This is a genomic window from Brevibacterium sp. RIT 803 (genome assembly GCF_016892625.1).
Lineage (GTDB): Bacteria > Actinomycetota > Actinomycetes > Actinomycetales > Brevibacteriaceae > Brevibacterium.
On record NZ_JAFEMW010000005.1, the window covers coordinates 373,447 to 392,903 of the forward strand.

General features: G+C 65.4%; 18 protein-coding genes. 9 read left to right on the forward strand and 9 right to left on the reverse strand.

All coding sequences use genetic code 11. The annotated features are described in order from the left end of the window. Positions 1-22: 22 nt before the first annotated feature. Positions 23-877: a formyltetrahydrofolate deformylase gene (purU, locus tag JTF07_RS17270; protein WP_204235595.1), complete on the forward strand. Its 855-nt coding sequence runs from the start codon at positions 23-25 to the stop codon at positions 875-877. A 166-nt stretch (positions 878-1,043) separates the two neighbouring features. Here the strand turns inward: purU and JTF07_RS17275 are convergent, their stop codons facing one another. Continuing rightward, entirely contained in the window at positions 1,044-2,033 is a 990-nt protein-coding gene (locus JTF07_RS17275) for an Ldh family oxidoreductase (protein ID WP_204235438.1), read from the reverse strand. 24 nt (positions 2,034-2,057) lie between these two features. After that, positions 2,058-3,584, reverse strand: a complete 1,527-nt coding sequence (locus JTF07_RS17280; RefSeq protein ID WP_213018896.1) for an aminotransferase class I/II-fold pyridoxal phosphate-dependent enzyme — start codon at positions 3,582-3,584, stop codon at positions 2,058-2,060. A gap of 74 nt (positions 3,585-3,658) precedes the next feature. On the opposite strand from JTF07_RS17280, the gene JTF07_RS17285 reads away from it, so the two are divergent. After that, on the forward strand, positions 3,659-4,573 hold the full coding sequence (locus tag JTF07_RS17285; RefSeq protein ID WP_204235440.1) for a LysR family transcriptional regulator: 915 nt from the start codon (positions 3,659-3,661) through the stop codon (positions 4,571-4,573). Between the two features lie 27 nt (positions 4,574-4,600). On the opposite strand, the gene JTF07_RS17290 is transcribed toward JTF07_RS17285, so the two are convergent. Next, complete coding sequence (locus JTF07_RS17290; RefSeq protein WP_204235441.1) at positions 4,601-5,491, reverse strand: IclR family transcriptional regulator; 891 nt, start codon at positions 5,489-5,491, stop codon at positions 4,601-4,603. Between the two features lie 132 nt (positions 5,492-5,623). Beyond that, positions 5,624-6,361, reverse strand: coding sequence for an SDR family NAD(P)-dependent oxidoreductase (locus tag JTF07_RS17295; RefSeq protein WP_252199895.1), 738 nt, complete (start codon positions 6,359-6,361; stop codon positions 5,624-5,626). Between the two features lie 111 nt (positions 6,362-6,472). Between JTF07_RS17295 and JTF07_RS17300 the strand changes: the two genes are divergently transcribed. The 4 genes from JTF07_RS17300 (at position 6,473) to JTF07_RS17315 (ending at position 9,090) form a co-directional block, all read left to right on the forward strand. Continuing rightward, positions 6,473-7,060, forward strand: a complete 588-nt coding sequence (locus JTF07_RS17300; RefSeq protein WP_204235442.1) for a TetR/AcrR family transcriptional regulator — start codon at positions 6,473-6,475, stop codon at positions 7,058-7,060. Positions 7,061-7,186: 126 nt separating this feature from the next. Next, positions 7,187-7,768 (forward strand): dihydrofolate reductase family protein, encoded by a 582-nt coding sequence (locus JTF07_RS17305; RefSeq protein WP_204235443.1) that lies wholly within the window; start codon positions 7,187-7,189, stop codon positions 7,766-7,768. Positions 7,769-8,008: 240 nt separating this feature from the next. Further along, positions 8,009-8,851 carry an ABC transporter ATP-binding protein gene (locus JTF07_RS17310; RefSeq protein WP_204235444.1) on the forward strand — a complete coding sequence of 281 codons (843 nt, stop codon included), beginning with the start codon at positions 8,009-8,011 and terminating at the stop codon, positions 8,849-8,851. 62 nt (positions 8,852-8,913) lie between these two features. Beyond that, on the forward strand, positions 8,914-9,090 hold the full coding sequence (locus JTF07_RS17315; RefSeq protein ID WP_204235445.1) for a hypothetical protein: 177 nt from the start codon (positions 8,914-8,916) through the stop codon (positions 9,088-9,090). 83 nt (positions 9,091-9,173) lie between these two features. Here the strand turns inward: JTF07_RS17315 and JTF07_RS17320 are convergent, their stop codons facing one another. Continuing rightward, positions 9,174-10,184, reverse strand: a complete 1,011-nt coding sequence (locus JTF07_RS17320) for a threonine/serine dehydratase (protein ID WP_204235446.1) — start codon at positions 10,182-10,184, stop codon at positions 9,174-9,176. A gap of 371 nt (positions 10,185-10,555) precedes the next feature. Here JTF07_RS17320 and JTF07_RS17325 point away from each other — a divergent pair, with 371 nt between their 5' ends. Then, positions 10,556-10,828 (forward strand): hypothetical protein, encoded by a 273-nt coding sequence (locus JTF07_RS17325; RefSeq protein WP_204235447.1) that lies wholly within the window; start codon positions 10,556-10,558, stop codon positions 10,826-10,828. 45 nt (positions 10,829-10,873) lie between these two features. Here the strand turns inward: JTF07_RS17325 and JTF07_RS17330 are convergent, their stop codons facing one another. Further along, the gene (locus JTF07_RS17330) at positions 10,874-12,232 is read right to left on the reverse strand and encodes an MFS transporter (protein ID WP_204235448.1); all 1,359 of its coding nucleotides are present in this window, start codon (positions 12,230-12,232) and stop codon (positions 10,874-10,876) included. A 334-nt stretch (positions 12,233-12,566) separates the two neighbouring features. On the opposite strand from JTF07_RS17330, the gene paaZ reads away from it, so the two are divergent. After that, complete coding sequence (gene paaZ / locus JTF07_RS17335; protein WP_204235449.1) at positions 12,567-14,603, forward strand: phenylacetic acid degradation bifunctional protein PaaZ; 2,037 nt, start codon at positions 12,567-12,569, stop codon at positions 14,601-14,603. Here paaZ and JTF07_RS17340 read toward each other — a convergent pair. From JTF07_RS17340 to JTF07_RS20950, 3 genes are read right to left on the reverse strand one after another with little or no spacing between them, the layout of a single operon-like run. Continuing rightward, positions 14,581-15,501 carry a diacylglycerol/lipid kinase family protein gene (locus JTF07_RS17340; RefSeq protein ID WP_204235450.1) on the reverse strand — a complete coding sequence of 307 codons (921 nt, stop codon included), beginning with the start codon at positions 15,499-15,501 and terminating at the stop codon, positions 14,581-14,583. The genes paaZ and JTF07_RS17340 overlap by 23 nt on opposite strands. Then, on the reverse strand, positions 15,498-17,150 hold the full coding sequence (locus tag JTF07_RS17345) for an FAD-binding oxidoreductase (protein ID WP_204235451.1): 1,653 nt from the start codon (positions 17,148-17,150) through the stop codon (positions 15,498-15,500). The genes JTF07_RS17340 and JTF07_RS17345 overlap by 4 nt, the downstream gene beginning before the upstream one ends. Positions 17,151-17,155: 5 nt before the next feature. Beyond that, on the reverse strand, positions 17,156-18,709 hold the full coding sequence (locus JTF07_RS20950) for a glycerol-3-phosphate dehydrogenase/oxidase (protein ID WP_204235452.1): 1,554 nt from the start codon (positions 18,707-18,709) through the stop codon (positions 17,156-17,158). A gap of 67 nt (positions 18,710-18,776) precedes the next feature. On the opposite strand from JTF07_RS20950, the gene JTF07_RS17355 reads away from it, so the two are divergent. After that, complete coding sequence (locus JTF07_RS17355; RefSeq protein ID WP_204235453.1) at positions 18,777-19,406, forward strand: TetR/AcrR family transcriptional regulator; 630 nt, start codon at positions 18,777-18,779, stop codon at positions 19,404-19,406. The last annotated feature ends 51 nt before the right edge of the window (positions 19,407-19,457 follow it).

Genomic DNA, 19,457 nt, shown 5'->3' on the forward strand with positions numbered 1-19,457 from the left:
ATCGAGCAAGGAAGCAGTGGATATGCAGGATTACGTCTTCACCCTGGAATGCGACGAACGGCCGGGAATTCTCCATTCCGTCACCGGAGCCCTTCTCACCCACGGCGGTGACATCAAGGAGCTCAAGCAGTTCGACGACCAATTCGCCGAGCGCCTGTTCCTCAGGATCGACTTCAGTCTCCAGGACGAGTCGAGGGCCTCGATCGATGCTCTGCGCACGGACTTCGAAGGCATCGGCTCCGAGTTCGAGGCGACGTGGAAGCTGTGGCCGCAGGGGGAGAAGCGTCGGGTCCTCATCATGGTCTCGAAGTTCGAGCACTGCCTCAATGACCTGCTGTTCCGGTCCCAGATCGGTGAGCTGCCCATCGAGATCGCGGCCGTGGTGTCCAATCACCCCGACCACCGTGAACTCGTCGAATGGCACCACATCCCGTTCTTCCGCATCCCGGTGACCAAGGAGACGAAGCCGGAGGCAGAGGCGAAGCTGCTCGATCTCGTCGACCGCTTCGAGATCGATCTCGTCGTCCTCGCCCGCTATATGCAGGTCCTCTCCGATGACCTGGCGCGTGAGCTGACGGGCAAGGCCATCAACATCCACCACTCGTTCCTGCCATCGTTCAAGGGCGCCAAGCCCTACCATCAGGCATGGGAGCGGGGAGTCAAGACTGTCGGGGCGACCGCACACTTCGTCGACAGCGAACTCGACGAGGGCCCGATCATCGCCCAGCAGGTCGTCGACGTCGACCACTCCTTCGGGCCCAAAGACCTCGTTGCCGCTGGCCGTGACGCCGAGTGCAAGGCGCTGTCCAATGCCGTGAAGTGGCACTGCGACGGCCGCGTGTTCCTGTCGGGAAAGCGCACCGTCGTCCTGCGGTGAGTTTGTGGGGCCGGGGCGCAGCCCCGCTGCATGTCATCGTGGGGCGACCCTAGCCTCGAGAGCAGACTCTGGGGAGTGTGCTCTCGACGCTCAGCTGTGCTCTCGACGCTCAGCTGTACCCTCGACGCCAACCTGTACCGGGGTAGTCCATGAGACGGCCGCGGATCTAGCGAGCGGCCCGCTCGAGCAGTGCCGCGTGGGTGTCTCGGGGCAGGTCGATGACTGCGTCGTCGCGCTTGCGCCCGAAGTCGATTCCGAAATCCTGCTCGAGTCTCGCCAGATGCTCTTCGACCCGGAACGGGTACTCCGAGTCGAAGGCATCAGCGCTGATTGCGATCACGAAGAGTCCGGTTCCGGGAGTCGTCGTTCCCTCGTCGATAGATGGTGCATCCACCGAGAAATTCGCGCCTCCGTGTGCTGCGAGGAGTTCGATCATCAGGGCAAGATTGCTGCCCTTGACCCCGCCGAAGGGAAGCAGCGAGCCGGCCAGTCCCTGCTCAGGATCGGTCGTCGCAGTCCCATCCGGAGCCTGCGCCCACCCCTCGGGGATCGACGCCCCACGCTCGGCGGCTCCGCGAACGTTTACCCAGGCCGTGGCGCTGCTGGCCTGATCGAACATGCGCGGCCCCTGCGAGTGAGGGAGCGCGAAGGAGAACGGGTTCGTCCCGGCGACCGTGTCGCGGCTGCCGAAGAGTGACATGAGCGCTGACGAATTCGCTCCGGCCATGGCAATGAGACCACGATGGGCCAAACGCATCGTGTAATAGCCGAGCTCACCGGCGGGAAACGCATTCATGACGTTGAGGATCGAGATGCCCAGGCTGGCGGCTGAGTCCGCGAAGCAATCGAACACCTCGTCGAAGGCGAGCTGGGCGATGCCTCCATCGGCGTCGACAAGATGGGTCGCCGGCAATCGGTTGACGGACTTCGGACTGGCGGCACCGTTGATCCGACCGGACTCGAGACCGTCGAGGTAGTCGAAGAGGTGCGACGTACCGACCTGGATCTTGCCGCGCCGATCCGCCGCGACCGTGGCAGCTGCCAGTGATGCCGCCAAACGGTCTGATCCGCCCGCAGCGAGAATCGCAGCGAAGCACAGGCGCTCCAGCTCGTCTGCGGGCAGGGAAACGGAAGCGGGTTCGTCGGCAACAGGCATGCTCCTCACGCTACCGCAGGAGGTTCAGTCCGACTCAGCCACGACGTTGAAGGTGTCCATCCTCGAATCCTGTGCTCCGCGGACATAGCCGGACGGTGCCGCGGCCGTGGCGCGAAGGAAGTCGACGACTTCGGCGCTGAGCACCTCACCGGGCAGAACATTGGGCACGCCGGGCGGGTACGCGGCCAGAGCATCGGCCGAGACCCTGCCGACAGCCTCGGCGAAGGGAACGGTCTGGGGCGCCGCGAAGTAGGCATCGCTGATCTCCAGTCGCTTCTCGCAGCTGCCGGGCAGCACGATGGGACGCTCCGGCTCGGACTCGGAGCGCGGCAGTTCCTGCAGTGCGGTCCAGAATCGTTCGACGTCGACGGGAGATGTCGCGCCGATGAGAAGCAGCAGCGCCGACGGGGTCGCCAGCTCGCAGTAGATCCGGTGGTCGCGGATGAGCTGGTACTGGGCATCAGCGCCGGTGATCCCGGCGCCTCGGGTGTCGATGGCGACCTTGAACGGATCGTTGGCGATCGCATCATGGCCGCCGAGGATATCGGGAGTCGCGTCGCGGAACCTCGAGTCGTTCTGAACTCGAGTTCGGATCTCCTCGGCGGTGGCCAGTGCTTCGTCGATCGCCTCCGGGTGGATGACGAGATGACGGCGTGCCTCGTCGAGGGAGGACAGGAGGATGGCACTGGACGAGGTCGACTGATAGGACTTCACGACTCGATCGACAAGCGTTTCGATGCGCTGTGCCTGCCGCCCGCGGCCGAGGTGGACCATCGCGGACTGCGCCAAAGATCCGGCGCCTTTGTGGGTGCTGGAGATGACGAGATCGGCACCGAGGCGCACAGCGTTGACGGGCAGCTGCGGGTGCATGCCGAAGTGGGAGCCCCAGGCCTCATCGACGATGAGGGGAACATCGTGAGCGTGGGCCACCTCGGCGATGGCGCCGATATCTGCCACAGCGCCGAAGTAGCTGGGGGAGACGAGGTAGACGGCTGCGGACCCCGGATGCTCGGTCAGTGCGTACTCGACCTGGGCCGGCGTCACACCGTGTGAGGAGCCGAGGCCAGGATCGACGCGACCGTGGATGAAGTGCGGGCGCAGTTCGGCGTGAGTGACGCCATCGATGACCGAGGAGTGGACGCTGCGCTGGAGGACGAATTCGCGCCCCAAACCGCGCACAACGGTCGTTGCGATGTGATTGCCGCCGGAGGCGCCATTGGTGATGAACCAGGTGCGGGCTGCGCCCCAGGCCTCGGCGGCGAGCTGCTGGGCGGCCATGATCGGCGTGACCCGATCGTGGTTGATCATCCGCCAGTTCTCCTGGTCCACACCGCTGAAGAGCATGGGGAAGTCGATGCTCATGCCAGCCTCACCGACGACTTCGGCCAGTCCCGGCGCATGGTCGCGGCTGCCCTGGTGGGCGGGCACATGCAGGCGCTGCCAATCCTCGGCGGCCAAGGAGCGCACCGCCTCGGCATACGGCGCGGTGTATTGGCGAGGGTCGATGGCGGTGGCTGTGGTGTCCGGGTGCAGATGGGATTCGGCGAGCATGAGTCCCACGCTAGGCGTCGAAAGCTTTCTAGGATATAGCAAGATATCTATCACCGTGACATAGTGTCTATGCCATGATGAATCTGCAGCAGTTTCGGGTGCTCATAGCGATCAGGGACGAGGGAAGCCTCAACCGGGCCGCCGAGGTGCTCGAACACGGGGTCCCGACCGTGACCCATCACCTGCGTACCCTCGAATCCCATCTGCGGGTCAAGCTCGTCGACCGGGCACGGAACGGAACTCGACTCACGCCCTTGGGCGAGTCCTTTGTCGAAGAGATCGAACCGGTTCTGGCACGCATCGATCGGGCCGAGCAGCTCATCACCGCACAACGCGATGCCGGCGTAGTGTCCCTGCGCGTCGGGTCGTTCTCCTCGATCGGCTCACGACTGCTCCCCGCCGCAATCACAGAGCTCCAGCAGCGGACGTCCGTGCGCGTCGAGGTCGTCGAGGCTGAACCCAGCGAGGTCGTGCGGATGCTCCACAGCGGTGAGGTCCACGCCGGCCTCATCTACGACATTCCCGAGCTGCCTGAATTCGCGGGCCCCGAGCTGCGGCTGCGCACTCTCCTCGACGAGCCCTACCGGGTCATGGTCGCCGACAACGGAGAACTGGCCGGCTACGAGATCCTCGACTTCGCGACGATGAGTGACGTCGACTGGGTGCTCAGCCACAACGAGTCGGAAGCGTCCGTGCGGGTGCTGCGGCGGATCTCCCGGGGACTGGGATACGAGCTGCGCGAACTCATGCGCAGCGACGACCTCTACATGATCCACGGGCTCGTGGCCGAAGGTCTCGGATGCGCCTTGACCACAGAGGTGGCCGTGGACACCGACTTCGACGTCGTCCTCAGGCCGGCCAAGCAGGATCTGGGGCAGCGCCGGGTCTCGTTCGTGACCCGTTCGGGCCCGAATCCTGAGGCCGTGGGTTGGCTGGGCGAGATCCTGAGTGCGGTGGCCACGCGACTGGAGGCCGCCTCGGCGGGATGAGTCGTGGTGTCGGTGCGAAGCCGGTGATCAGGGATCGGCCTGTGTGCCCAGCGCCTCGGCGATGGCCTTGGCCTCGCGACGGAGCAGAGCGACGAGGCGTTCGACGCGGGGGCCGGTGACGCGGTCGGCGATGCTCGCGATCGACAGGGCCGCGCGGGGGCGGCTGCCGCGGATCCGCAGCGGTACGCCCACGGCCCACGACCCCTGGGCGAAGAGGCCTGGATTGTGGACGAAGCCGTCGACTCGGGCCCGGTCGATGATGTCGCGCAGCTGCGTGACCGAGACCTTGGGATACCGTTCGGCGAAGATCTGGGCGTTGGCCTCGAACTGGGCGTCCACCTCGGCAGGGGAGAGTTCGGAGAGAATCGCGAGACTGCCCGCGCCGATGCCCAGCGGGTGGCGATCGCCCACGGACAGGGCGTTGTTCAGAATCTCACCGAAGCCCTCCTCGCGGCGGGCGCAGATCGAGTAGTTGCCGGTGCGCAGAGTCAGAAAGGCTGTGTCCCGGCTCAGCTCGGCCAAGCGCAGCAGGCTCGACTCCGACTCCGTGACCAGCGGATCGACAGATTTCTGAGCAAGCTGGCCGAGGATCTGCGACTGCACGCCGAGGCGGTAGCCACCCTCCTCGAAGCGTTCGACGTATCCCATGGCGATGAGCGCCTGGAGCATTCGGTGGACGCTGGCCTTGGGGCGGCCGCTGATCGAGGCGACCTCGGACAGGCTGGCTCCGCTGCTGCGCTCGCCGGCGATGAGCCCGACGAGGTTGAGCAGGGTCAGCGCTCGCTGGATGCTCTGGGCGCCGGTGCCGGGCTCGAGGTCGTCGACGGCGTGGGCGACGTTGAACGACGCTGACCGTCGCAGGATCTTCCCACGCATCTTCATCCGGTGTTCGTCATTGGGGTCGGCGCCGTTGTGCATGCTTCCATTATGGTCATCTTGCACCCGCGCACGGTACCCGCCGTATCACTGTCGGTTGGCAGGTGCTCGATCACTGTCGGTTGACGGATGCTCGTTGGAGCGGAGAGCCGATCGTGACTGTGGGGCCGATCGTTACCAGGGCACGGGGCCGTCGTTGTCGGTGAATGTTCCGGTCGGGCCGTCGCTGGGGATGGTTGTCATCCGGACTGCTTGGGCAGCTCCCTGCGCTGGGGTGAGCTGGCCGCGGAATCCGTTGAGGTCGGTTGCGACGAATCCCGGGCACACGGCGTTGACGAGGATCTTCTCCGGGGCCAGTCCTCGCGCGTACTGGATTGTCAGCGAAGTGAGTGCCGTTTTGGAAGGGACATATCCGAGAGCGATCGGATCGGGTTGGTTGAAATCCGAGGTCAAGGTCAGCGATCCCGCGCTGCTGGAGACGTTGACGATGCGCGGACTCTCAGAGAGGCGAAGGAGCGGAAGGAATGCGGTTGTCACAGTGACGACTCCGAAGACGTTCGTCTCGAAGATGAAGCGGATGTCGTCGACGTTCGCGGAGGCAGGTGACTGTCCTGCGAAGTCGGCGCCCGGCCGTCCGCTGATCCCGGCATTGTTGACCAGCGCGTCCAGGCGTCCGAACCGGTCCTTGACGGAGTCGGCCGCCGCAGCTGCCGATGCGGCGTCGGTGACGTCGAGGGTCACCGAGGTGACGTCTCCGCCGGCCGCTCGCAGCTCGGCAGCCGTCTCTTCGCCGTTGGCGGCGCTTCTGGCGCCGATCACTACGGTGTGTCCGAGGTCGGCGAGCTGGCGTGCTATCTCGCGGCCGATTCCCTTGTTGCCGCCCGTGACGAGCGCAATCATTGTCTCTGGCATGGAGCTCCTTCGGTGGGGCCACCCGACGGTGGCGAATCTCGGATAGACTTGCGAGGCAAGTGGATAGCTTGTCCACTTAACCTTACCGGAGAGCCTATCCACTTGGAAGAGATGTCACTGAAATCTTCGTCACCGAGCCCGAAGCGCTCCGATGCCAAGCGCAATAGGGACAAGATACTCACCGCGGCGCGAGCAGTCTTCGCAGAATCCGATAACACCGTGTCGCTCGCCGAAGTGTCGCGGCGTGCGGGTGTCGGTATGGCTACCCTGTATCGGAATTTCCCAAGTCGTCTCGACCTCTTGGAAGCGCTCTACGCCAATGAGGCCGACATCGCCTTCGCTCCGCCCGAGTCCCTGCCGAGCTCCGATCCGGGAGCAGCATTTCGGACGTGGCTGCGCCAGTTCTACTGCTTTGCCGCTGGCAAGAAGCAATTTGCCGCGGAACTGCTGACTCAGCTCAACCGAGACAGTCCGATCTTCGATGACACGAGGTCGCGAGTCATCGCTGTGGGTCGACCGCTGTTCGATGCTGCGCTGAGCGCCCGTCAGCTGCGTGAGGACGTTCAACTCGAACAGATACTGGAGATGTTGGTCGCGCTTTCGGCCATTGCAGGCGACGCTGAGTATCGTGAAGCGATGCTCGACGTCGTTCTCGACGGCCTCACTCCCACGCCGGAACGCGGAGGCCCTCTCGGCTGACCGCGCTGGTCAACAGCCCTGGCCCAGTCAACAGCCCTGGCCCAGTCAACGGCCTGGGGAGGACTGGTCAACGGTCTGGGGAGGGCGCACACTGAAGGCACCGCATCCGCTCTGGGAGGAGCAATCATGAGTGCCACATACACCTTCGACGTGTTCTCGAGCCTCGACGGGTTCGCCTCGGTCAGTCCCGACGGCGACTGGGGAGGCTACTGGGGCAAGCAGGGACCTGAACTCCTCGACCACCGACTCGAGCTCTACAGTGGACCCAATCGGCTCGTCCTCGGTGCAACGACTTTCCGCGAGTTCGCCGCCATGCTCGCAAACACCGAGGACTTCCCTGATGTTCTCGATCCCTGGGTCAGTGCAATGCGCAGCCTGCCGACAACTGTCATCTCAACCTCGCTGAGCCAGCCGCTCGACTGGCCGCAGGCCACCGTGGCAGACGGTGACGCGCCCGAGGTGGTGGCACAGATGAAAGAGGAGTCTGATGTGCCGATTCGTTCGCACGGAAGTCTGTCGATGAACCGTGCGCTGATGGGCGCCGGCCTCGTCGACCGGCTGCAGGTGACGATCTATCCGGTGATCACCGGACGCACCGGAACCCAGCCGATCTTCGCCGGATCACAGGACTTCGATCTCGAACTCCTCGACCGCACGTCGCTGGGAGGCGGCGTCGAGGAGCTCGTCTACCGGCCGACGCTGCACTGACCACGGGCACCGTCGGCACCGTCGGCACCGACGTCAGGGCACCCTGGCCCCGACAATGACGCATCGTGAGCGTTGGGCTCGGGCCCGCGGTGGATTGCTGCGGCAGAGCTATCCATGATGTGGAACATCGTCCTGCCCGAGAACGCCCACCTCGGCGAGCGATCGACCTAGAATCGGATCGGCCCCAACCGGGAGCCGGCCCCGACTGGCGCAGGTGGTTCCTGCTGCAGCGACGCGATCATGACGAGGAAAGTGAGTGTGGACAAGGTGGGCACGACGGTCCTTGAACTCAGCGAAGTGACCTTCCGACGTGGAGAGACGAAGATCCTTCACGGCATCGATCTGGCTATCGGGCAAGGCGAGCATTGGGTCCTCATCGGCCCTAATGGAGCGGGGAAGTCGACGATTCTCAGCTTCGCCTCGGCGCAAGTCTTCCCTACCTCCGGGACTGTGGACATCCTCGGCGACCGTATGGGTCGGGTCGAGCTCCAGGCTCTGCGCCGTCATATCGGGCACGTCAATCCGCGCCACCCTCTGCGCTCGAACCTGTCCGTGCGAGAGGTCGTCCTCACCGGCCTGACCGGCACGATCGAACGCCCCCTACGCTGGGAACCCAGCCCAAACGAGATCTCGAGGGCCGATGACCTTATCGCCGAGGTGGGGCTGACCTCCCGTGCGGACGCGGGTTGGAAAGTGCTGTCCCAGGGGGAGCGGGGCCGAGCGCTGGTCGCTCGAGCTCTCATCGCCGAGCCGCAGCTCCTCCTCTTCGACGAACCGACCACCGGCCTCGACGTGGCCGCCCGCGAACAGCTGTTGGAGACGATCGATTCGCTGTCCGTGACCTCGCCGGAGCTCACGACGCTGCTGGTGACCCACCATCTCGAGGAGATCCCGGAGTCCACATCCCACGCGATGCTGATCTCCCACGGGCGGCTCACCGCTGCAGGTGAGATCGCCGAGGTGCTCAGCACCGACCAGGTCAGCGCGGCCTTCGAGCACCCGATCGACGTCGGTTTCGCCGACGGACGCTGGTCGGCTCGGGCGATCCGGGAACGCGTAGTGGCGGTTTCCCAATCGTGCTGAGCAGCGACGACGGTCGGGTGGTGGCAATTGCGCGCTCACACCGCGCCGCCTAATCTTGAGACATGAAGATGAGTACCGTATGGAGCATCGTCGGCGCGATCATTGCGATCATCATCGCGTGGTGGGTCGTCAACGTCGCCTTCTCAATCGCGTGGTTCCTCGTCAAGGCGCTCATCACCGTCATCGTCGCGGTCGGCATCTTCTACCTGATCAAAGCATCACTGAAGTCCAAGGACTGACGGCGCTGACAACTGGCTGATCAACCATGAGCGTCCGCCCAATCCAGCTGTCGGCGGCCGGACGCAATGACCCACACTGGAGGTCAGAGGTCGCCGAGGCTGGTGTTCGCCCCGCACAACACGACGCAGACCTTTTCGTCGGGCTCCGGAACATAGCCTTCGGATTCACCTGAGCCGTGGATGCCGGCCAGCGCCGTTGCTGCCGCATGTTCGACAGCCAGGCGGTGCTCACCCCAGAGATGATGCCGAGCCTCGATGATCTGCGCATCGTCGACGAGCACCGAGGTGACCAGGTCGCTCTGTGCGGCCGCGACCGCCAAGGGTGTGGCTCGTCGGGCACCCAAGGAGTCGGCCGCCACGGAATCGACGGGTACATCGACGGGCTCGCCCGCTTCCAAAGCCGCGTTCAGGGCGCGACAGTTCCTCGGTTCGACGGCAACCGTGCGCACCCCATGGAATGTGGCAGTCGTGGCCACCCCGGCGAACAGGCCGCCTCCGCCTACGGACACGACGACCGTGTCGAGATCGGGGATCTGGGAAAGGATCTCGGTCATCATTGTGCCGGCGCCGGCCGCGATGAGCGGATGATCGTAGGCGTGGGAGGCCAAGGCCCCCGAGGACTCGACGAATTCATGGCAGGCCAGGGCCGCCTCGGCGTATTCAGAACCGACCAGACGTACTTCGGCGCCGTAGCTGTGCAGTCGCTCGACCTTGACGGTCGGGGCGTTGGCCGGCAGGAAAACGGTCGCCCGAACTTCGGCCTCGCGGGCGGCCCAGGCGCAGGCCAGGCCCGCGTTTCCGCCCGAGGCGATCGTGACGCCGGCGTCGGGGAAGGTTCCCTGACCAATGTGCGTCTGAATGAAGTTCTGCGCCCCGCGGGCCTTGAAGGTGCCCGTGTACTGCATGAACTCGAGGGCGAAGTGGACGCCTGAGCCCCTCGGGTCGGTGCTCGGCGGGGCGGACCAAGTTGCTGCCGTCGGACTCGGGGCGTCGGAAGCACTCCCAGGCTGTGCTGATGCCACCGTGACCGGGCGAACGTACCCCGCGATCCGTGCGGCGGCCGCCTCGATGTCGTCGATCGTGAGTTCATTCATCGAACTTCTCCTGCTTCTGTAGGATCTCATCGTCATTTCGTGGGCTCTCCGGGACGAACGGAAGCATCAGATGGAGAGGTCGGCCGCCCTCGTCATGGCACGCCCCTGGACTCGTGGCCGGTGCGGTTGCATAACGAAATGATAACGCACTGTAGATGATGTGATCGGCTCGGTGAGGCGGACTGATGCCCAACCGGGCAACCGTGGCTGCTGAGAAGCTACACGTCATTCGTGTAATAGTTCCGACATGCGCGCTCAGGAGGCTCGGGTTGAGGGTAGCCTGCCGGAGGCGGATTGCGGGGTCGACGGCCCCGCAATCCGCCTTGTGGACGGGATAGGGGCCTCTGATTCTGACAATGATTGTGGTGTGTATGTTAGCGACCGTGTGGCTGGTGACAGCCGTGAGCTTCCTCGTCGGCTTAGCTGTCAAGGCGTCGACTCGAGCAGTTGGCACGGTCTTCGCCACGCTGTGGTTCGTCGCCATCATGGCAGATTCCGCGGTTCCGGAATCGCAGGAAACCCTGATCGCCACCGCGCAGACCTGCGCAGCGACATTCGCCGGCTCACTGGTGGCGTTCTTCGTCGGCTTCGTCTTCCTTGGTCTCCTGCGAGACCGGAGGAACCGAAAGAGCCGAACTGCCTGATCCCCAATGCCGTGGACGCCTGATGCTGGGGAACTCAGCGGCGGCTCACGCCTCTCCGTGGTGCTTGACGACGCCCAGGGGCATGCCCTTCGTCTCTTTGACCAGACTGACTCCGATGAGCGAGATGATGCAGACGACGATCATGTAGGCCGCGATCGACAGTGATGAGCCCGTGCGTGCCAGCAGGGTCTCCGCGATCGTCGGAGCGAAGGCCCCGCCCAGGATCGCGCCCAGGGCGTAGCCGATGGACACGCCCGAGTAGCGGACCTGCGGTGGGAACATCTCCGCGTACATCGCCGACATCGGACCGTAGGACAGGCCCATGCCGACAGTGAGGATGAAGATGCCGATCCCGTACATCCAGATATTGGCCTGATCGATCATGAGGAACGTCGGAACCAGCCACAGGATGAGGAGGACGTAGCCGATCTGGAAGGTGCGCACGCGGCCCAGCTTGTCCGACAGCGCCCCGCCCCACATCGTGAAGACCAGCCAGCCGAAGCTCGCCAGGGTCGTGGCCAGGAGGACGGGTGCTCGGTCGAGCCCGACGGTGCCGCCTTGGTCCAGCGGCCGGGAGGCGTAGGCGGCGAAGAACGCGATGATCATGTAGCCCACGGCGTTGTTGCCGATGAAGATGAGCGCGGAGAGGACGACTTCCTTCGTGTTCTTCTTAAACAGTGTCGACAGCGGAGCCGAGGACTCGGCGCGGCGCTCGGCGAGCTCGGCGAAGACCGGGGACTCCTCGACCTGGCGGCGAATGTAGTAGCCGACGAGGACGAGGACGACGGAGAACAGGAACGGGATCCTCCACCCGAAACTCGCGAACTGCTCGGTGGTGAGCACGGTGGTGAGGATCCAGATCACGCCGGTGGCGAGGATCATGCCCACGGGCACGCCGATCTGCGGGTAGGCACCGAAGAGCCCGCGCTTATTCACCGGCGCGTGCTCGACCGAGAGCAGTGCGGCACCGCCCCATTCGCCGCCGGCAGAGAAGCCCTGAAGGATTCGCAGGAATGTCAGCAGGATGGGTGCTCCGATTCCGATGGCCGCATAGTTGGGCAGCAGCCCGATGAGCGAGGTCGCGGCGCCCATGAGGATGAGCGTGAGGACGAGCATCTTCTTGCGTCCGATGCGGTCGCCGAGGTGGCCGGCGATGATTGCGCCGAGCGGCCTGAACAGGAAGGAGATCCCGAGAGACGCCCAGGCCATGATCTGCCCGAGCGCCGGGTTGTCAGACGCCAGGGGGGCGAAGTACTGGACCGAGAGGATGAGGCCCGCGGCCTGTGCGTAGATGAAGAAGTCATACCACTCGATGGTGGTGCCGACGAGGGTCCCGGCCAGGACCCTGCGTTCCTCGCGAGTGATCGAAGAGGGTGCCGCCGCGGCAGGCGAAGCTGTAGACATGAGAGAACTTTCCTCGGGAGTTGTGCCGGGTTGTGCGCTGCGGATGCGGTGGTCCTCGGCTCTGAGTGATCGCCGGTGCTGTCGCGCAGGTGACTGAATGGTCAGTAATTGGTCTCGATCATAGTGCATGCAGTGATCGGTGTCACTTGCCTAACTCGCACCCTCCCCGTGCAGGCGGCGTCTGGGGCGGGCGGAGGTGACTGAAGGGTCAGGCGAAGACGGCCGCGCAATGACAATAACCGACCGATTGGTTAGTATTGCAGTCAGGAATCGGCAGCGGTGCCGACGTCGGCCGCCGTGCACCCGGAGACATCGTTGAACAGGGAGAGCAGACATGACCGAAATTCTCAGTTCGTATGTGGCAGGCGACTGGCACACTCCGAGTGGGAGCACTGACGGCACCCGAGCCGTCCATGACGCGACCAACGGGCAGCTCCTCCATCATGTCTCCTCTGCAGGCATCGACTTCGCCGCCGTCGACGAGTACGCGCGGAGCACAGGGGTCTCCGAACTGCAGAAGCTGACCTTCCACCAGCGCGGCGTCATCCTCAAGAAGCTCGGCGCCTACCTCATGGAACGCGCGAAGGACTACCACGAGATCTCCTTTTCGACCGGAACAACCAAGCGCGACGGATTCGTCGACATCGAAGGCGGCATCGGCACACTCTTCACCTACTCCGGCGTCGCCCGTCGCCAGATGCCCAACTCCACCGTCCACCTCGACGGAGGAATCGAGCGTCTGTCGAAGAACGGCACCTTCGTCGGCCGTCACATCCTCACCTCCAGGCAGGGGCTGGCGGTCCAGATCAACGCCTTCAACTTCCCCGTCTGGGGCATGCTCGAGAAATTCGGCCCCATGTTCGTCGCCGGTGTCCCCGTCGTCGTCAAACCCGCCACCGACACCGCCCACCTGACCCGGGCAGTGGTGGCCGACATGATCGAATCCGGTCTGCTGCCGGCCGGTTCCATCCAGCTCATCGCCGGTGACGTCACCCCGCTCTTCGACCATCTGGCCGAACAGGATGCGATCGCCTTCACCGGTTCCGCGACAACGGCGAAGCACCTCGGCGGACTGGACTGCGTGCGCGATCGCGGCACCCGATTCTTCGCCGAGGCGGACTCCCTGAACTTCTCCCTTCTGGGCCCGGACGCCGCCCCCGGCACCGAGGAGTTCGACCTCTTTGTCTCCGGCGTCGTCGCCGAGATGACGATCAAGGCCGGCCAGAAGTGCACGGCGATCCGCCGCGCCTTCATTCCCGAACAGCACAAAGAGGCCGTCGCCGAGGCGCTCATCGCACAGCTGGAGACTCAGGGAGTCGGCGACCCACGTGAGAAGTCCACTCGGCTGGGACCCGTCGTGTCTGACAAGCAGCGGACCGACGTACTCGACGCCATCGATGAGATCACCTCGGCGGGGGCACATATCCTCACCGGTGGCCGCGAGGCCTCCGATGAACTGGCGAAGAATCTCGGCGGAGCCTATGTCGCGGCCACCGTGCTCCAGGCCGATGACCCCTGGGTCGACGCCGTCCACGATATCGAGGCCTTCGGTCCGGTGACCTCGCTCATCACCTACTCCTCCACCGAGGAGGCTGTGCGCTTGGCCGCTCGCGGGCGCGGTTCCCTGGTCGGCTCGGTCGTCACCCACGATGCCGAGTTCGCCACCGAATTCATCCGCCAGGTGGCGCCCTGGCACGGACGCATCCTCGTCCTCGACCGCGACGACGCCGAAGAGTCGACCGGACACGGTTCACCGCTGCCCACCCTCATCCACGGTGGCCCAGGACGCGCCGGCGGCGGCGAGGAGATGGGCGGACTGCGCGGCGTCGAGCACTTCATGCAGCGCACCGCGATCCAGGCCTCCCCGGACATGCTCACCGCCATCGGCGGCGAATGGGTCGCAGGAGCGCAGCGCCGGACGGGGCAGCACCCGTTCACAAAGACTCTGGCCGATCTGCGCGTCGGCGATGCCCTCGAATCCGAGTGGCGTGAAGTCACTCTCGAAGACATCGCACACTTCGCGGAGTTCACCGGAGACACCTTCTACGCCCACACCGACGAGGAAGCGGCGGCCGCGAACCCCTTCTTCCCGGGGCGCGTGGCGCATGGCTACCTCATCGTGTCCTTCGCCGCTGGACTCTTCGTCCAGCCGGATCCCGGCCCAGTCCTCGCGAACTACGGCCTCGAAGGATTGACCTTCATTACGCCCGTGTCACCAGGTGATTCGCTCAAGGTGACGCTGACGGCCAAGCGCATCACCCCGCGTGAGACCGATGAGTACGGCGAGGTCCGTTGGGACGCCGAGGTCGTCAACCAGAAGGACGAGCCGGTCGCGAAGTACGACGTGCTCACGCTCGTCGCGAAGGAGTAGCGGCGACGCGGACCCGCAGTGAGGCCGGACGAATCGTGAGACTCGCCGGGGTGTGGGCGATCACATCGCCGTCGGCGATGATCTCGACCGGCTCTGCATCGTCGGGCGCGGCAATATCCACCTCGCGAGCGTGGTTGAATCTGATGTGCGGATGCCACTTGTGCTTGCCGAGGCTGAAGAGGACCACCTCGGCGGCCAGCCTCGGGAGGAATGCGTCCTTGAGCAGCACAACGTCGATGAGGCCGTCGTCGAGTTCAGCCTCGGGTGAGAGCTTGAGGCCGCCGCCATAGCGACCGGAGTTGGCGAATCCCGCTGTGTACCCATGGAAGTCGACACGTTCGCCATCGATGGTGAGCACCAAGCGGAAGCGTCGAGGTTGCATGATCGCCCGGACGACGCCGTACAGATAGACCCAGTGTCCTCTGATGAAGCGGGCCGAATCGGCGTAATTCTGGACCGCGGTGTCGAGACCGAGGCAGACATTGCCGATGCAGATCTTCCCGTCGAGGTCGAGGACGTCGATGGTCTGGTCGCGACCGGAGGCGATGATGGCCGCGGCGGCCTCGATGTCCTTCGGGATGCTGAGCTTGCTGATGAAGTCGTTGCCGCGGCCGCCGGCGATGATTCCCAGCGAGGTGCTCGTGCCGGCGAGCCCTGCGGCGACCGCACGCACCATGCCGTCACCGCCGAGGGACGCCACGATGGGTTCACCCTGTGCTGCGAAGTCCGCGGCAAGGTCGCTCGCATGTTGCTCGCTCGTGCTCGAGACCAGTACCGGCTCAAGGCCGTTGGCGGCGAAGGCCGTCCGCAGGGGTGCGATCCTCTTGCGCACAGCGCCGTTGCGCGCCGACGGGTTGAGGATGACGGGGACGGGGGTGGGAGGCGATTGCGTGCTCACAGCGCGCGTGGCCCGTTCATCAGCTTGCCGGGGTTCATGATGCCCTCCGGATCCACCTCGGCCTTCGCTGCGCGCAGCATCCGCAGCCACAGCTCGCCGGTCTCCCGAGGCAGCCAAGGTGCATGGTCCGCTCCGGCGGCATGGTGGTGGGTGATCGTTCCGCCGTTGTCGACCATGGCATTGCCCGCGGCCGTCTTCAGCGCCTTCCACTGCTCCATCTCCTGCCCTTCCTGCTGTTGGGCGAAGACGGTGTAGTAGAGCGAGCACCCGGCGGTGTAGAGGTGCGATATGTGGCACAGCACCAGGGCCGGTGTGCCGCGATCGGCCATCGCCTTCTCGATGTCGGCCTTGATCGTGTCGTGCAGAGACTCGATCCTGCTCCACGGCGCAGCCGTCTCCATCGTCTCGACGATGACGCCTTCGGTCATCAGCTGGTCGCGCAGGTACGGCGTCGAGAAGCGATGCTTCTCCCACTGGGTCTCGGGCGCACCTCCCATGGTGACGCCCTGATGCTTCCTGGCGATCGCACGTCCGCCTGCCCGGCGGGATTTCGCGTCCGCCTTGCGGCCGTCGTAACGCAGCACCAGCATGCACGGGGTCGTGACTCCTCGGGCGCGCAGAAAGGCGAGGAGGCCCTTGCGCTGGATGTCGCTGCCCAGCTGCGCGAGACCGAACGCCGTCTCGTTGAGGTCGGACAGACGAGCGATATCGGGGCGCAGGCCACTCTGTTCGATCTCGCGCAGCGCAGTCGCGCCCGAGTGGAAGTCGGGGAAGAACCAGGCATCCGGCAGTGTCGTCTCGGGCAGGCGCTTGATGCGCAGCGTGGCCTGGGTGATGATGCCCAACGTGCCCTCCGAGCCGACGAAGACTTGGCGCGGATTGGGCCCAGCTGCCGTGGCAGGAGTCGAGCGCAACTCGACCGGACCGCTCGGCGTCGAGCAGCGCAGACCGAAGACGTTGTCGTCGATACGACCGTAGCCGGTCGACTGCTGACCGGCCGACCGTGTCGCGACCCAACCGCCGACGGTGCTGAACTCGAACGATTGGGGGAAGTGGCCGAGCGTGAAGCCGCTGGCCTGCAGCTTCTCCTCGAGATCGGGGCCGAAGACACCGGCCTGCACGGTCGCCGTCAGCGACTCCTCGTCGATGTCGAGGATCTGGTCAAGGCGGGCCAGACTGATGCAGACGCAGCTGCGGAAGCCCGGGCGAAATGCATCGATGCCGGCGACGACGCTGGTGCCCCCGCCGAAGGGGACGACCGCGATGCCTTCCTGCGCACAGAAGGCCAGCAGTGCGTCAACCTCGGCGTGGGATGCCGGGTAGAGCACGATGTCCGGGGCGAACGGCAAATCTGCGCTGCGCAGACGCAGCAGGTCGGGCAGGCTGCGTCCAGCAGCATGGGAGACGCGGGTCGCGTGATCGTCACGGACGAACTCGGCGCCCAGCAGCTCCTCGAAGCGAGTGCGCGCGTCATCTGGGAGGTCAGCATCGGGCAGTTGGACGGCGTCGAGTTCGACCGGTGGGTTGTTGACGCCTTGGGGCCAGCCGCAGTTCTTGGTCAGCATCTTCTTGGCTCCGGGTTTGATCGGGCCGTCGTTGCCGTCCTCCCCCCAGCCCCACCAGCGCATGCGCGGTTGTGTCTTGTCCATGAGGGTCATCCTTCTTCCTCTGTGGTTTCGTTCAGTTCTGGAGCATGTCTGCGCACTGCGGCGGCAAGGTCGCCGCGGTCGGCGTCGACGAGTCCCCACCGGGTCCGCCGGTCGATCACGTCCTCGACGGTGATGGCGAGTTCATGTTCGACGGCGAAGCGGATCTCCGCACCGGTGAATGGGATCCCCGACCTCACCGGTTCGTTCAGCTCAGGATCGTCGACGCCGTATGCGGCCACCGTTTCGGCGTCGGTGCCGTAGCGCTGGACCAAGTGCTCCGGCAGGCCGGGCCTCGGAGTACCGGCACCGACGAGGCTGAGCATCGTGGTGCTGCAGGGCCGAGCTTTCAGCCCTCCGGCCTCGACCACCGCGTCGACGGCATCTTCGGCCATTCGTCGGTACCCCGTGAGTTTGCCTCCGACGATCGCGAGGGCGCCGGTGCGCGGATCGCGCAGCAGCGCGTGCTTACGCGACAGGTCTGCGCTGGAGTTGCCCTTGCTTTTGAGCAGCGGCCGGAAGCCGGCGTAGCTGCCGACGATGTCGTCGGAGGTGAGAGGATTCTGCAGAACGGCGTTGATGGTCTCGAGCAGGAAGGCCCGCTCGTCCTCGTCCGGGCGGGCTCGCTCGGGGATCGGCCCGTTGTGCGGGTCGTCGGTCAGGCCGATCATGACGAGGCCATCGTGCCACGGCACCGCGAACACGAATCTGCCGAAGTGGCCGGGCACCGGGGCCGTGATCGCGGCGGTCGGCGACCCGATGCGCTCGGCCCGGACCAGCAGGTGGGAGCCTTTGCTCGGGGCGAGTTCGACGTCGTCTGAGAGCGTATCGGCCCAGACTCCGGTGGCGTTGACGATCTGCTTCGCGCGGATCATGCGGCGGTCACCCGAGAGCTGATCGGTGACGTGGACCTGGCCGGACTCGATGCCGGTGGCGGCGGCATACGTGATGATGCGGGCACCATGGGCGGCAGCAGTACGGGCGAGGGCCACAACGAGTCGGGCGTCGTCGACGAGCTGACCGTCCCAGTTGAGCAGGCCGCCGCGCAAACCGGCCGTGGCGGTGGCCGGGGCGAGCTGAAGGACGTCTGCAGCGGACACTCGGCGAGGGTGGGGAAGCAGCGATTTGGGGGTGCGTGCCAGCATTCGCAGCACGTCACCGGCGAGGAAGCCGGCGCCGAGCATCGTGGCGTCCACGAGGCTGACCCCGGAGTGAAGCGGAAGGAGCATCTGCAGCGGCCGGATCAGATGTGGCGCAATCTGGCTCATCAGGTGGCCGCGCTCGACGGCAGATTCCCAGGCGATCGGGACGTCGCCCTTCGCCAGGTAGCGCAGACCGCCATGGGCGAGCTTCGAGCTCCAGCTGCTGGTGCCTGAGGCGAGGTCTCTGCGCTCGATGAGCACGACGCTCAGTCCACGGGCCGCGGCGTCGAGTGCGACGCCGACCCCGGTGAACCCGCCGCCGATCACGACGAGGTCGACGGGCACATCGGCGAGATCCGCGAGGTCCCGCTCACGCCGCGCGTCGTTGAGCGCGGCATCATGTGGGGTGTGTGAAGCCACTTTCGGCCTTTCTGGTACGAAGTCGTACCAGTTTGCATTCCTCACGCTTTGTTGTCAAGATCACACTGTGAGTGATCAGGGACGACCGTATGCGGGTGCGAGCCGCGAGGAGCGTGAGTACGCCCGCCGTGAGCAGCTCGTCGCGGCCGGGATCTCGCTCTTCGGCACTCAGGGCTATCGCGCAGCAACAGTTGGCGCGGTCTGTCAGGAGGCCGGTCTCAACAAGCGCTACTTCTACGAGTCGTTCGCCACCCTGGAGGACCTCCTCTGCGAGGTCTACGAGCGGGTGGTCGCGGACCTGCGCGGCTCAGTCCTCGCCGGTGGCGGAGACGACCCATCGAGGGTGCTGCACGGGTTCATGGCCGGATTTCTGACCTGGGCGCAGGCCAACCCGGTGATGGCACGAGTCCACCTCTTCGAGGTCCTGGGGGTCAGTGAGCGCGTCGACGAGCTGTACCGTTCACACGGGCGGACAATCGGTGACGAACTCGCCAGTCGACTGTCCGCGACAGTAACCGGCCCTCAGCTCACCGCAGGCCAGCAGCGGGTCCTCGGCGACGTGCTCATCGGGGCCGGCTTGCAGATGGCCGTCGACTGGGTCATCAGCGAATATCAGCCCCCACGCGATGAGCTGCTCAACGAGATCGACGCGACCTTGGGGTGGGTCCTGGCAGCCGGACTGGCAGCACTGGGCTGAGAGGTCGCTGACGGTCATCGAAGTGTCTGCGACATCGGGGCCGACGGAGTA

Bases quoted from the DNA above. Each gene is read 5' to 3' on its own strand.
- purU (WP_204235595.1), top strand. From the start codon at position 23: ATGCAGGATTACGTCTTCACCCTGGAATGCGACGAACGGCCGGGAATT.
- JTF07_RS17275 (WP_204235438.1), bottom strand. From the start codon at position 2,033: ATGCCTGTTGCCGACGAACCCGCTTCCGTTTCCCTGCCCGCAGACGAG.
- JTF07_RS17280 (WP_213018896.1), bottom strand. From the start codon at position 3,584: ATGCTCGCCGAATCCCATCTGCACCCGGACACCACAGCCACCGCCATC.
- JTF07_RS17285 (WP_204235440.1), top strand. From the start codon at position 3,659: ATGATGAATCTGCAGCAGTTTCGGGTGCTCATAGCGATCAGGGACGAG.
- JTF07_RS17290 (WP_204235441.1), bottom strand. From the start codon at position 5,491: ATGCACAACGGCGCCGACCCCAATGACGAACACCGGATGAAGATGCGT.
- JTF07_RS17295 (WP_252199895.1), bottom strand. From the start codon at position 6,361: ATGCCAGAGACAATGATTGCGCTCGTCACGGGCGGCAACAAGGGAATC.
- JTF07_RS17300 (WP_204235442.1), top strand. From the start codon at position 6,473: ATGTCACTGAAATCTTCGTCACCGAGCCCGAAGCGCTCCGATGCCAAG.
- JTF07_RS17305 (WP_204235443.1), top strand. From the start codon at position 7,187: ATGAGTGCCACATACACCTTCGACGTGTTCTCGAGCCTCGACGGGTTC.
- JTF07_RS17310 (WP_204235444.1), top strand. From the start codon at position 8,009: ATGACGAGGAAAGTGAGTGTGGACAAGGTGGGCACGACGGTCCTTGAA.
- JTF07_RS17315 (WP_204235445.1), top strand. From the start codon at position 8,914: ATGAAGATGAGTACCGTATGGAGCATCGTCGGCGCGATCATTGCGATC.
- JTF07_RS17320 (WP_204235446.1), bottom strand. From the start codon at position 10,184: ATGAATGAACTCACGATCGACGACATCGAGGCGGCCGCCGCACGGATC.
- JTF07_RS17325 (WP_204235447.1), top strand. From the start codon at position 10,556: ATGTTAGCGACCGTGTGGCTGGTGACAGCCGTGAGCTTCCTCGTCGGC.
- JTF07_RS17330 (WP_204235448.1), bottom strand. From the start codon at position 12,232: ATGTCTACAGCTTCGCCTGCCGCGGCGGCACCCTCTTCGATCACTCGC.
- paaZ (WP_204235449.1), top strand. From the start codon at position 12,567: ATGACCGAAATTCTCAGTTCGTATGTGGCAGGCGACTGGCACACTCCG.
- JTF07_RS17345 (WP_204235451.1), bottom strand. From the start codon at position 17,150: ATGGACAAGACACAACCGCGCATGCGCTGGTGGGGCTGGGGGGAGGAC.